Origin of the sequence: Segatella copri, from assembly GCF_026015465.1 — a bacterium.
Taxonomy (GTDB): Bacteria; Bacteroidota; Bacteroidia; order Bacteroidales; family Bacteroidaceae; genus Prevotella; species Prevotella copri_E.
The window spans coordinates 285,286-298,394 of sequence record NZ_JAPDUQ010000001.1; the positions used below are offsets into that span (position 1 = coordinate 285,286).

Here is a 13,109-nt window from a genome sequence, read left to right on the forward strand (position 1 = left end):
ACATCATTGCTACCGAGTTGCAAATAATTATTAGTATTTTTGCAGTCGAAAAGAAAAAGAGCTGACCATGAGGTCATGCCCCAAAGAAAAGAACAAGATTAAAACAAGGAAAGATATATGAAATTATCAGAACTTAAAACAGGTGAAAGCGGAGTCATCGTCAAGGTTTCCGGTCACGGTGGATTCCGCAAGAGAGTCATCGAGATGGGATTCATCAAGGGCAAGAAGGTAGATGTGCTCCTGAACGCCCCACTCCAGGACCCTGTGAAATACAAGATTATGGGTTACGAGGTGTCACTCCGCCACAGCGAAGCCGACCATATCGAGGTGGTTTCCATCGAAGAAGCCAAGCATGATGCAAAACTCTGCAAGGCGGATGAAGAAGACCGCCAGCAGGTAATTGACTCAAAAGTAATAGATTCCAACGATAGCGACGAGCAGGCGCTCGGCGACAAGATGCTCGTAGCTGAAAGAAAAGACAATGCCAGCAACGAGGCTTTGGCTGAGCAGGAAGCTGAACGACTCCACCGCGTCATCAATGTGGCACTGGTAGGTAACCCAAATTGCGGAAAGACTTCCCTCTTCAACTTCGCATCGGGTGCTCACGAACGTGTTGGAAATTATAGTGGTGTAACCGTGGATGCAAAGGTGGGCGAAGCCGATTTCAACGGCTATCACTTCAATCTGGTAGATTTACCGGGCACCTATTCGCTTTCAGCCTATTCTCCAGAAGAACTCTATGTGCGCAAGCAGCTCATCGAGCATACGCCGGATATCGTCATCAACGTCATCGACACCAGCAACCTGGAGCGCAATCTCTATCTCACCACACAATTGATAGATATGCACATCCGCATGGTCTGCGCCCTCAATATGTTTGATGAAACCGAGAAGCGTGGCGATAACATCGACTACGACAAACTGGGCGAACTCTTCGGTATCTCGATGATTCCTACCGTCTTCACCAATGGCCGAGGCGTGGACAAGCTCTTCGAGACCATCATCGAACTCTACGAAGGCAAGGAAGATTCCAACGCTCACTATCGCCATATCCACATCAACCACGGACATGAGATAGAACATGGTATCGAGCATATCCAGAAGTATCTGAAGGCAGATGATTCCATCCGCCAGCGCTACTCTACCCGATATCTTTCTATCAAGTTGTTGGAGAATGATAAGCACGCCGAGGAATACGTAAGTCATCTGAAATCGGCCAAGGAAATTTTCGCAGCCCGTGACGAGGCAGCCAAGCGTGTGAAGGAAGAGACCCAGGAGGATAGCGAAACCGCCATCATGGATGCCAAATACGGTTTCATTCATGGCGCATTGCAGGAAGCGGGCTATGAACCGGGCAAGGCAAAGGATACCTATCAGGTAACCCACCTCATCGACAGAATCCTGACCAATAAATATGTAGGATTCCCTATCTTCATCCTCCTGCTGTTCATCATGTTCTCAGCCACCTTCGTTCTGGGCGAGATTCCTAAGGGATGGATTGAGGACGGCGTGGCATGGCTGGGCGAGTTCATCAGCAATACGATGCCGGACGGACCAGTGAAGGATATGCTGGTAGATGGTGTGATTGGTGGTGTAGGTGCCGTGATCGTGTTCCTGCCACAGATTCTGATTCTCTATTTCTTCATCTCTTATATGGAGGATTCGGGATATATGGCTCGTGCAGCCTTCATCATGGATAAGCTGATGCACAAGATGGGACTGCATGGCAAATCATTCATCCCGCTGATTATGGGATTCGGATGTAACGTACCTGCCGTAATGGCAACAAGAACCATCGAGAGTCACCGTTCCCGTCTGATTACGATGCTGATATTGCCATTGATGAGCTGTTCTGCTCGTCTGCCAATCTACATCATGGTCATCGGAACGTTCTTTGCCATCCAATACCGTTCGCTCATCATGGTATCGCTCTATCTCATCGGCATCTTCCTTGCCGTGATATTGAGCCGCATCTTTGCCAGTTTCGTGGTGAAGGGCGAAGATACCCCGTTCGTAATGGAGTTGCCTCCTTACCGCTTCCCTACCTGGAAGGCGATAGGCCGCCATACCTGGGAAAAGGGTAAGCAGTACTTAAAGAAGATGGGTGGTATCATCCTCGTGGCAAGTATCATCGTCTGGGCATTGGGCTACTTCCCTCACAATGAGGAACTTGATAACCAGGCTCAGCAGGAACAGAGCTATATCGGCAGAATCGGTAAGACCATCGAGCCTATCTTCACCCCACAGGGTTTCGACTGGAAACTGGATGTGGGCTTGGTTTCCGGTGTGGGTGCCAAGGAGATTGTAGCCTCAACAATGGGCGTGCTCTACAGCAACAACGACAGTTTCTCTGATGATCAGGATTACAACGATGAAGACGGAAAATACGAAGTCTTGAAGAAGCAGATGACTTCAGACCTGAAGAAGACCTACGGTTACAGCGATGCCGAGGCAGCAGCGAAGGCAACGCTCACCGCCTACTGTTTCCTCCTCTTTGTATTGCTCTACTTCCCTTGCATAGCCACCATCGCTGCCATCAAGGGCGAGACGGGCAGTTGGAAATGGGCAGGCTTCGCTGCCGGCTACACCACGCTTCTGGCATGGGTAGTATCAGCCCTGGTCTTCCAGATAGGAAGTTTGTTTATCTAATCAAGGTGTCTGCTTTAAGAAAACAAACAAAGAGAGCGCACAACACCTGAACGACAGCCGCACAACAGCTGAGCGACGCTCGCACAACACCTGTTGTGCAAGCGCACATCAGCTGTTGTGCGGCTCACTATTTAATATATCCTGAAGACTTATTCAATATATCTGAAAGACTTCAAGTAACTGTTCGGAAGACTTATGTCATATCCTTGAACGCCATCAATCATATCCTTAAACGACATCAACCATATCATTAGAAGACATCAACCGTTTCCTTATTCAGGATAATCTCTTTCCTACCTTTGCGGCAACAAACGCTATCATCAGACCCAGGCAGGCAGCAATGCTGATGGCAATGCGGAGACCGGTAGCCTCAGCAAGCCATCCGATAACCGGAGGTCCTACCAGGAAACCGAAGAAGCTGATGCTCGAAACGATGGTAATAGCAATGCTCGCCTTGATGGTTCCCAGTTTTCCGGCGATACTGTAACAGATAGGAACCGACGAAGAGATGCCGAAACCTACCAGCAGGAAACCCAAGGTGGCAGGAATGAGATAAGGCAAGGCAGCAGCCAGCCAAAAGCCGCCCAATATCAAACCACCACAAACCTTCAATACTCTGGCTGGGCCGTATTTCGTAACAAACCCATCGGCCATGAATCTACCCAACGTCATCGCACCCATACCAGCCACATAGCCCGCACGGATAAAAGCCTCATCGGGTTTTACTACTGATGAAAAATATACGCTACTCCAATCGTAAACGGTACCTTCACAGAACATGCCTGCAAATCCCATCAGTCCCAAAAGGAACAGAATCGGGTCGATGTTTTTGAAAGAGAACTTCGGAACATCCTCCTCTTCTGCTTTCGCCATGGCATCATTAATCAGAAAACGGAAACCGACAGCAACGATGAGAATACTCAGAGCCAGGATAGTTCCAAAGTGGACATCTATCGGGAGCAAAGTGTTGGCAAAGATGGCACCAATGATACCACCGGAGAATCCACCCAGACTCCACAGACCATGAAATGACGACATGATGTTGCGCCCATACATCTTCTCTACCAGACATGCCTGCGTATTGGTGGCAATGTTCATCAGATTCGCCATCATTCCGAAAGCAATAAGACTCAAAATCAGATGAAAAACCGTAGTACTGCTACCGATGCAGAAAAGAACCAGAACATAGAGCAACTCAGAGAGAACCAGCATCTTCTTGCTGCCAAATCTACTCACCAGGATACCCGAGAAAGCCATCATCAGAAGTTGGCCGATAGGAATGGCGAAAAGCACCGTTCCCAACTGGCCGTTGCTCAGATGCAACATCTGTTTTACATCAGGAATACGGCTTGCCCAACTGGCAAACACTACTCCCGGAACAAAATAATAAGCCGCAACCGCCACTCGCTTGCGCGCCAAATCACTTAAATTACTCAAACTGACTGTCATCCTTAATAATATACCTATTATAAATACTCATTTCTATTAGCGGCTGCAAAATTACAAAAAAAAACAGAAAAAGACTGATATTTGAACAATAAATGTTGCGCCGTTTGAGATTTTTGCCGTACCTTTGCACTCAGAAAAAGAATTAAAAACAAACTAGCAATGAAGAAACAAATAATGATTACCCTGGCACTCGCCTTGACTTTGGCGATGCCAACCCTACCCGCCTTCGCCCAGAAGGCGATGAGCAAGAAAGAAATTGCCGAAAAAGAAAAGGCATTCAAGAACCTTCAGCATCCCTGGAAGGGAAAGAAAGTGGCTTACTTCGGCGACTCCATCACAGACCCTAACATCAAGGCATCAAAAGTAAAATACTGGGGATTCCTGCAGGATTGGCTCGGCATCACCCCTTACGTTTATGGTGTGAGCGGCAGACAGTGGAACGATATTCCCCGTCAGGCAGACCAACTGCAGAAGGAACATGGTGATGATTTCGATGCCATTCTCATCTTTATGGGTACCAACGATTACAATAACGGTGTGCCTGTAGGCGAATGGTACACGGAGACTTTCGACAGCGTGAGAGTTGCCCGCCACAAGCCAAGCGAAATGGTACAGCGCCGCCACCGCCACTTCTGCATGGACAAGAATACATTAAAAGGTCGCATCAACATCGCCATGTCGAAGTTGAAGCAGATGTATCCTACCAAGCAAATCGTGGTGATGACTCCTGTGCATCGTGCTCTCTTTGCCAGTGGTGACAAGAACATCCAGCCAGATGAGATGTACGAGAATGCGCGTGGCATCTTCTTCGATGAATACGTGAAAGCTATCAAGGAAACAGGCAATGTCTGGGCAGTTCCGGTCATCGACCTCAACTCCCTTTCCGGTCTCTTCCCTCTTTACTATGCTGGTGCGCAGATGTTTAACAAGCCGGATACCGACCGTCTTCATCCTAATGATGCCGGCCACTCCCGCATGGCAAAGACCATCATGCAGCAGCTATCTGCATTGCCTTGCGTCTTCTAGAAATCCGTGGCAATAGGTGGCAATAGGTGACAATAAGAATACGTCTTATTGCCACCCATTTCTTTCTGTGTATCAATTACTTACAATCTGCGTGGCAGATGTGACAATAAAATAGAAAAACTTTTTCTATATACGCGATGAAACATAACCATCAATAATAGCTATTTATCACGCCACCCAACCATATCCTTGTACTGCCATATCCACAAAATGTTCAAATAGCAGATGAGTTTTGTCATTGAACGACATACGATCATAGCTCATCGGCAAATCTTCATTGAGCGAGGTCTGTATCAAGGCTAACACTTGATGTCTTGGTTGTTCATCCTTATACCAATCCACCACCATCACCTTGTCCTTCTCCTCCAATAACTTTTTATAGAGGTTCTTGGAGGCAAGAATCACTTTTTGCTCCTCAGCCTTTGTAAGTTTTCTGCCAGAAGTCAACATATCGTAGATTTCCAACTCTTCTTCCTTCAATCCTATATCCGTGGAGCGAGATTGCTCCTTCTTCAGTTCTTCCACCAACTGGAGCAATTTTTCATAGTAATCCTCATTCTCACTTCCACCGGCATTATACTTGTCGATGATGTTCTTGTATCGCTCAGAGAACTTTACACGAGTACAGTTTCTGTTAATCATCTGCACCAAAGTTTGCTCGATGAAACTACGCAGGTCTTCAACCTCCAAAGCCTTGTAAGGAGTGGCGTTGAGTTCCTTTCGAAGAGCCTCAACGTCTATCTTGCTCAGGTCGATGACTTTGCCTTGATGAATCATGTATCCCGGACGAGGATGGAGTTCATCCGCCGCCATAGAACCATCAGCCAAAGAGCCTGGCATTCCCACCATTACAGATGAAACGCTCTGATCTAGCGTCTCAGCCATACGCTGCTTTGCCCTGCGCAACTTCTCATCGTCTATCTGGTTACAGAACAAGCCGTTCAAGTATGCTAACGGCGCAAACTTTTCATTGTACCAAGCACGTTCAAATATCTCAGGCTTCGCTGCATCATATAGATTCATCAGGAGATTGGTGAGAACCTTGAATCGGTCTTTCCATTCGTCTTTCTCTAAGATGCGGTTGTATGCCTTACGGAACATTTCCAGCTGGTCGAGGGTATTACCTTCGGCAATAATGCCATCAATCTTGACACCAAGCGACAGCAAGAACCCATCGCATTCCACGATTGTTCGGTCGATGTTCGCTATCAACAGCCCGATATCCTTAGCAGGATAATCCATATCATCACCAGTGGATGCATAATCAGAAAGAGCTTGCTGCATATACTTAAACACGTTGACGTAATCGACGATGATGCCGCAGGACTTGCCTGGGAACACACGATTGGCTCGAGCAATAGCCTGCATCAAGGTGTGTCCTTTCATCGGTTTGTCAAGATAGAGCGTAGAGAGTGACGGAACATCAAAACCTGTGAGCCACATGGCACAGACGAAGACCAAGCTTAATGGGTCATCCTTGTCCTTGAACCTATCCTCAATATCTTTGCCATCGGCAGTTATGGCCTCCAACTTTTTGCGATGAAGAGTAATGTCAAGCCCTTGGGCTGCAAACTTTCCTTCCTCGCCGTCCTCCTTACTGATAACTACAGCCATTTCCACCTTGTTCATATAGGCAAGCATCGCGTTTATCTTCTCTCGCTCCTCCTGTGTCTTAGCTTCGTTGCGTTCCTTCACCAGCGCCTTCTTCTCCTCTGCCCAATATTTCTGCACCTTGTCGTACATTCTTACGGCGGTGTACTTATCCACACTTACAACCATACCTTTCCCCATGAATCCACGACGAGGGAAATGGTGGGCAATGTCCTTGGCTATGCGGTCTAAGCGTTCCTCACGCTTGATTACTTCCAAGATGCGAGAGGAAGAATTCTCTAAAAGCTCCTTCTCCCGACCATTGAGGTTTTCTTCTTCGCATATCTGGTCGATATCAGTATCAAGCCAGTTGTTGGTCAATCCCACCTCCGGCACTCTTCTGCTATAAAAAAGCGGCACGGTACTACCATCCTTGATGGCTTGGGCGAAGTTGTATTCTGACACATAGTCACCAAACCACTGATTGGTGAGTCTCTTACTTCCCAAGAGCGGTGTACCTGTAAAGGCGATGTAGTTGGCATTCGGCAGTCCCGTATGCATATTCTCGGCAAGCTGCTTGTACTGGGTGCGATGCGCCTCGTCCACCAAGACAAAGATGTCATTGCGGTCGGAAAGGAGAGGGTATTTTTTGGTCTTGTCGTACTGGAATTTATGTATCAGCGTAAAGACTATCGGCTTATTAGTTCTGAGAAAATCCCTCAGCTGAGTGGAGTTCTTAGGTTGGCACTCTTCCTTGTTGCCAATTACCTCTGTACGCACGAAAGTCTTGTGAATCTGATCATCCAAGTCTTCACGGTCGGTAATCACAAGGAAGGTAAAGTTACCATGCAACTTGCGTTTTACCTTTCTCACGAACATCACCATTGAATAACTCTTGCCCGAGCCTTGGGTGTGCCAGAACACACCAAGCTTACCATTCAGTTTCTCTCGATTCCTGACGCTCTTCATCAGATTGTTCACACCAAGATACTGGTGGTTCTTCGCTATGATTTTTATTCTCTTGTTATCGAAGAAAACGAAATTCTCAATATAATCCAAGAGACGTTTCTTTCGGAACAGACCATCAATCAAATTAGTTACACTCAGTCCATGTTCTTCTATCTGCTCTCGGTTGAGTTTCTCCTTCTCGTCATCAACACGTAGCCATTCGAAAAAGAACTCAAACTTACTTCCCCACGCCCCTATCTTGGTTTGCAACCCATTACTCAACACACAAATCTGGTTGAAAGCAAAGATGTTCGGAATGTCCTGGCGATAGCTCGTCAGGTTCTTATTGTAGGCTTCCTCTATCTTGACTGTAGAATTTTTCAGTTCGATAAAGACCACAGGCAACCCATTCACAAAGAGAAGCACATCGGGACGGCGATAACGATAATGTCCCTTAATCCACATCTGATTGACGCAATGGAAATCATTGAGCAAAACGGCATCAAAATCTATCAACTTCACAATATCAAAGTCTTCCTTGCCGTTCTTGCGAATCGGTACTTTGATGCCATTTCTTATCTTCTGATAGAGACTATAGTTGGTATCTACCATATCCGTTCCTGTAAAGTCTTTCCTCAGGTCATGCACGATGTTCTGCAAAACAGTTTCTTCTATTTGCGGATTAATACGTTTCAAGGAAGCCAACAGAATATCAGGAAGGATGCACTCTGAAGAATTGGCACGACCTGTGGTTGAGACTTCATTCTGAGCCTCAACATGCGCATCACATTCTATTCGCTTCCACCCATACTCGGGTTGAGAAAGGCGGTTGCATATCGCCTGCTCTATATCGTCTTCACTGATAAATGACTTCATATTGTTATCTTGTTTTATCGGTTAAACTATGTTTGTTATTTCCTTTGACTAGCTATCGAAAAAATCGATAGGTTATAGAAACTATACCTCAAGTTTGCCAGACATCAGGCGAGGAAGAAGAAGGTCTCGCTGGCGAGCAAGGAGGGAGTTCTGCTTGGCAAGTAGATTCATTTCCTGATGCAACACCATCACTTTCTTTCCAAAAGCCTCCATTATTTCTTTTGCAGGTAACATCACATCACCTTTTCGCAAAAATGGTTCAAACTTAAAGTTGATAATCCCAGTAGACTGCAGCTGGAATCTATCAATGATTCTTGTATCATACAAGAACTTCATCCAATAATAGAAATAATATGGAGATACCTTTTCCTTATTCAACCTAATCAACTTACAAAAACTTGCACAAATAACTCTTCCACCTTCAAATCGTTCAACCAATTCTTTAGTAACGAGAACAGTTCTGCCAACAGGTTGTTCTGATGTTCCACCCGATATTTCCATTATTATATCGCCAGCTTCCAACCGACGCGCTTTGTAATTTCTAGTTTTGTGGAATCGTCGTGGACAAGAATCTACATCATAGTGCCATACATTAGGAAAGTCTGCACCTCTAATAACACTTGCTACTTCAGGAAACTCATCAGATTCATTTTCTTCTCCCCAACCACCACCTATATAATATCCAAAGACATCTTTCATCCGCACTATTTCAAAAGTATTTGGCAGTTTACCATATTTTGAATCCGCAAATTCTACCTTTTCATACCCAGGAAAGCGGAAACGAACGAACCATTCTTTATATAGGTTCTCCGCCATTTTCTCCAAAATACGAATACGCTTAGTATTGTTCTCTATGAGAGAATCGTAAGTGGAAAGAATAGAGGCAACTCTGTCTTGATACTGTCTTGATGGCATTTCAAACTTTAACCTTAATAATTTTGTTACAGAAAGCCCAGGTTGAGCTGCTTGCCCAGAAAAACGACCTAATTTAGCCAAAGATAACTTATAGGCGAAATATCTATTGTTGTGATTTGGATTGGTCACTGCAACAATAGCATGTTCACTCATATAAGATTTACCTAAAACATATTTCACATTACCACAATATGCCCCTTGGCGACCAATAATGGCACATTCTCCATCATAATTGTAAGAGTTTGTAAAACCTCGCAATCCATTACCACCATAGACAGGATACAAGCCAAATTCGTGTATATTCGCAGCCGTGATATTTTTACCACTACTAAAACGAGAACAGATTTGCCCAATACTAAGTACTTCCATTTTCATATCCTATTCCTCCCCAAACAGTTCAACCATATTCTTCCCAATCACTTTCTCCAATTCTCCTGCCTCAGCGCTAAGCTGCGAGAACTCATCATTAAGTGACAACATTTCCTGGCGGAATTCCTCTTCGGTCATTCCATCGTCCTCTATTACTACTCCTACATATCTTCCAGCATTAAGACTCCAATCATTGTCCTCAATTCCGTCTTCACCAACAATCTTCGCCACCTTGCACAAGCCGATGACATCACGATACTTTCCATCAGGCCAACGTTCAAGAAGCCAATCTACCTCCTCTTGCTTACCAGCTCTCTTGTACTCATCAATCAAAGCCCAGAAAGCCTCGCTGTCTCCCTCGTAGAGACGAGTGATGATGCCGAGGTTCTTGATTTGCTCTTCGCTGAACTTACGGTGGGCACGATCCACTTGCGTAAAAATGTTGCGAGCATCAATAAAGAGAATTTCATCCTTCTTGATACGCTTTTTATTGAAAAACCAAAGAGTAGCAGGAAGGGTAACAGTGGAGAACATGTTGCTTGGAAGAGTAACCATTTGAGAGATGATACCATCCTGTATCATCTTCTTGCGGATTTCAAGTTCACTGCCACCAGCATCGCTAGCAGAGTTCGCCATAACGAGAGCAGCCTTGCCATTCTCATTGAGAGCCGTGGCAAAATAACCTATCCACAGATAGTTAGCATTAGGCACAGTCTCCTTCTTGTCGCTTGCCTTTTTAGCAGATTTCGTCTTATTACGCGGCACGCCGTAAGTGTTGAATCGGGCATCTTCAGCCACCTTTTCAAACACCACCTCATCTACATTGAAAGGAGGATTAGCCATCACATAGTCGAAATGTCCGAAGGCATTGTACGGATCACTATAGAAGGAGTTGGCTTCCGTTATCTCACCTCGAACATTGTTAAGTAGGAGATTCATCTTCGCCAACTTCACGGTATCAGGTTCCTTCTCCACACCATAGCAACGGAAACTCATAATATCCTGGTTGGTAGCATTGTGACGATGCATGTATCGAGCAGCTTGCACAAACATACCGCCCGAACCACAAGCAGGATCGAGAAATTTCTTATCGCCTGTAACAGGACGAAGTACCTCCACCATATACTGCACCACAGAGGGTGGTGTATAAAAGGCTCCACCACCCTGTCCCTCAGCCAAAGCGAAGTTGCCAAGGAAGTACTCGTAAATCTGACCGAATATGTCAATACTGATGTTTTCAGGAATATCCTTGAAAACCCTAACGATGTTACTTAGCAACTCAGGCTCTTCCTCTGGCACCAACTGCCCATATACTTCTTTGGGCAGTACGTCCACCATAGAAGCATTTTCGCATTCGATAGCTTCCATCGCCTTTTTCACGAGTACAGCCTTTTTGGCATCATCAGGCGCATCATTGATAGTATCGAAATAAGCACATTCAGGAAGATAGAATCCGCACTTCTGCACAGCAATGTCCTTATAGCTGCGCTCCATGCGAGTACCTTTGAGAGTTTCATATTCCTTGTCTATTTCCGCTTTATGCTGTTTGAAAAGCACATCAGCATAACGGAGAAAGATAAGCCCAAGGATAGGTTGCCCATATTTGTTTGGTGCCAAATGGGCACCCGCACGCAGCATATCAGCCGAGTGCCAAAGATTATCTTTTAGATTTTTCAGTTCAATGTCTGTCATAAAGTTTGCTTTTAATTCCATATACGACAATAGAGACAAGGAATTAAAAGCATTAATTCTTCGCCGCTATAAGGAAACTATGAGCGTAAACTTTATCGGATGTTGCAGGCCACAAATGTAAATACCTTATTGGGAAGAGAGCACAAGAAAGGCGTAAGCCTCACTTATCAGTCTCTAAGGTATTTGGCGTGACCTCTCTGCATAGATAAGTTTAGCTCACGCCTTATGAGCGTGAGCATTCACTTTTTACCTATTATACAGATGTCTATTTCAATCGCCAAATTTCAAGAGACTCCAAATAATCGTAAACGCTTTGTATATTAATATGTTATATGTCTAAAGTTTATTCTTTCTGTTTCTTATTATTCTATTTTATTTGTTCAACTTATGTTACAAGGGAGCAGCCGCCTGAGGGCAACCTTCACCTTTTCGAGGGCAAAGGTACAAAAAATAAATGAAAGATGCAACTTAATACCTCAAAATATCTTTTATCGAGTAAATTTTACTTGAAGCATCAAAGGAGAAATACTGGTCATCCATAATCATATAATCCTCTCTCTCTGCTTCTTGCTCAGACTCTTAATGAATCTATACGACACATATCAAATCAGCTGAAGATAACTTATAGCCTTCTCTGTACCGAAAAATTACTGGCGATTCAGCTTTCTGTAGGTCAACTCTTTTGCAAGTTGCTCTAAAGTCATTCCTCCATACAAATATCTTTCCAACTGAAAAGCGACACCATCATCAGCAACGGGACCTACCACTATATCATAGTCATGAACAAATTTTTCCTTACCTCTTTTACGGTTAGCTAAGATAAATTTTGCCCATTCTATTGATGGACTATCAAAAGTCAACACTTTCAGACTTCCATCAATCAACAGTTTCTCGTCAAACAAGAATTTTGTTACGACAGGAGAACCTGAGCCAACAATACGAGTTCGCTTGATTGCCATCTCCATTGCCTGCGGAAAAATATCCGTCAGATAAAAACCTTGTCCAAAATCCTTATAAGGCTTACACTTAGTAAAATCAATCTTGTCTATAAACAGATTGGATCCATGATACAACTCTATCATACCAATGCCCCTCCATGCCTATGGCAAATGACTGCCAAATCATCCACTGCATCATCTAAAGAAAGAAGATGCTCCGCTCCATAACATTCATACAAAAAATCCAATCCCTTATGCCTTTTCAGATAAGCATAGGATTGCTTCAAAGATATGCCAAACCGCTGTGCAAATTGGCTCACACAATATATAATGTAATAAGTCTTACTTTCTAATTCCATAATTCTCAACCTACCTTTCCATATTTAATTTCCTCCTTCAGCAACTCATAGTTGTAGCCAGAACTCTGATAATATAGCCCTGTCTCTAAATCCTGAAGTTTCTCGAATAACTCTGAATTATAAACACAATCTAAAGCTTCTTCAAGAGAATACTTGAAGTCTTCCATCAGCCACATTGCCATATCTTTGATACGGGCATTAATCAATATGCCTATCTGTCCGGCTGAAAGTTTTGTTTGTCCTTCCATAATTATATATTTTTCTTTTGTGGGCAAATTTACAAAGAAATATCGAGAAT

General features: G+C 44.4%; 9 protein-coding genes. 2 read left to right on the plus strand and 7 right to left on the minus strand.

The window, feature by feature from the left end; all coding sequences use genetic code 11:
- Positions 1–117: 117 nt before the first annotated feature.
- Positions 118–2,649 carry a ferrous iron transport protein B gene (gene feoB, locus ONT08_RS01205; protein WP_264958863.1) on the plus strand — a complete coding sequence of 844 codons (2,532 nt, stop codon included), beginning with the start codon at positions 118–120 and terminating at the stop codon, positions 2,647–2,649.
- Between the two features lie 276 nt (positions 2,650–2,925).
- Here feoB and ONT08_RS01210 read toward each other — a convergent pair whose 3' ends face one another.
- Entirely contained in the window at positions 2,926–4,086 is a 1,161-nt protein-coding gene (locus tag ONT08_RS01210) for an MFS transporter (RefSeq protein ID WP_264958865.1), read from the minus strand.
- A gap of 171 nt (positions 4,087–4,257) precedes the next feature.
- Here ONT08_RS01210 and ONT08_RS01215 point away from each other — a divergent pair, with 171 nt between their 5' ends.
- On the plus strand, positions 4,258–5,124 hold the full coding sequence (locus tag ONT08_RS01215) for an SGNH/GDSL hydrolase family protein (protein ID WP_264958867.1): 867 nt from the start codon (positions 4,258–4,260) through the stop codon (positions 5,122–5,124).
- 168 nt (positions 5,125–5,292) lie between these two features.
- On the opposite strand, the gene ONT08_RS01220 is transcribed toward ONT08_RS01215, so the two are convergent.
- From ONT08_RS01220 to ONT08_RS01245, 6 genes are all read right to left on the minus strand, one after another.
- Entirely contained in the window at positions 5,293–8,538 is a 3,246-nt protein-coding gene (locus ONT08_RS01220) for a type I restriction endonuclease subunit R (protein WP_264958869.1), read from the minus strand.
- A gap of 81 nt (positions 8,539–8,619) precedes the next feature.
- The gene (locus ONT08_RS01225; RefSeq protein WP_264958871.1) at positions 8,620–9,828 is read right to left on the minus strand and encodes a restriction endonuclease subunit S; all 1,209 of its coding nucleotides are present in this window, start codon (positions 9,826–9,828) and stop codon (positions 8,620–8,622) included.
- A gap of 3 nt (positions 9,829–9,831) precedes the next feature.
- Complete coding sequence (locus ONT08_RS01230; RefSeq protein ID WP_264958873.1) at positions 9,832–11,514, minus strand: type I restriction-modification system subunit M; 1,683 nt, start codon at positions 11,512–11,514, stop codon at positions 9,832–9,834.
- A gap of 647 nt (positions 11,515–12,161) precedes the next feature.
- Positions 12,162–12,596 carry a DUF3990 domain-containing protein gene (locus ONT08_RS01235; protein ID WP_301331950.1) on the minus strand — a complete coding sequence of 145 codons (435 nt, stop codon included), beginning with the start codon at positions 12,594–12,596 and terminating at the stop codon, positions 12,162–12,164.
- On the minus strand, positions 12,593–12,811 hold the full coding sequence (locus ONT08_RS01240) for a DUF3791 domain-containing protein (protein WP_117586164.1): 219 nt from the start codon (positions 12,809–12,811) through the stop codon (positions 12,593–12,595). The genes ONT08_RS01235 and ONT08_RS01240 overlap by 4 nt, the downstream gene beginning before the upstream one ends.
- A 5-nt stretch (positions 12,812–12,816) precedes the next feature.
- Positions 12,817–13,059 (minus strand): hypothetical protein, encoded by a 243-nt coding sequence (locus ONT08_RS01245; RefSeq protein ID WP_117586144.1) that lies wholly within the window; start codon positions 13,057–13,059, stop codon positions 12,817–12,819.
- Positions 13,060–13,109 lie beyond the last annotated feature (50 nt).

What these genes read in the sequence shown, in the direction of transcription:
- ONT08_RS01215 (WP_264958867.1), top strand. Translation starts at nt 4,258, where the DNA reads ATGAAGAAACAAATAATGATTACCCTGGCACTCGCCTTGACTTTGGCG.
- ONT08_RS01245 (WP_117586144.1), bottom strand. Translation starts at nt 13,059, where the DNA reads ATGGAAGGACAAACAAAACTTTCAGCCGGACAGATAGGCATATTGATT.
- ONT08_RS01235 (WP_301331950.1), bottom strand. Translation starts at nt 12,596, where the DNA reads ATGATAGAGTTGTATCATGGATCCAATCTGTTTATAGACAAGATTGAT.
- ONT08_RS01230 (WP_264958873.1), bottom strand. Translation starts at nt 11,514, where the DNA reads ATGACAGACATTGAACTGAAAAATCTAAAAGATAATCTTTGGCACTCG.
- ONT08_RS01225 (WP_264958871.1), bottom strand. Translation starts at nt 9,828, where the DNA reads ATGAAAATGGAAGTACTTAGTATTGGGCAAATCTGTTCTCGTTTTAGT.
- ONT08_RS01220 (WP_264958869.1), bottom strand. Translation starts at nt 8,538, where the DNA reads ATGAAGTCATTTATCAGTGAAGACGATATAGAGCAGGCGATATGCAAC.
- ONT08_RS01240 (WP_117586164.1), bottom strand. Translation starts at nt 12,811, where the DNA reads ATGGAATTAGAAAGTAAGACTTATTACATTATATATTGTGTGAGCCAA.
- feoB (WP_264958863.1), top strand. Translation starts at nt 118, where the DNA reads ATGAAATTATCAGAACTTAAAACAGGTGAAAGCGGAGTCATCGTCAAG.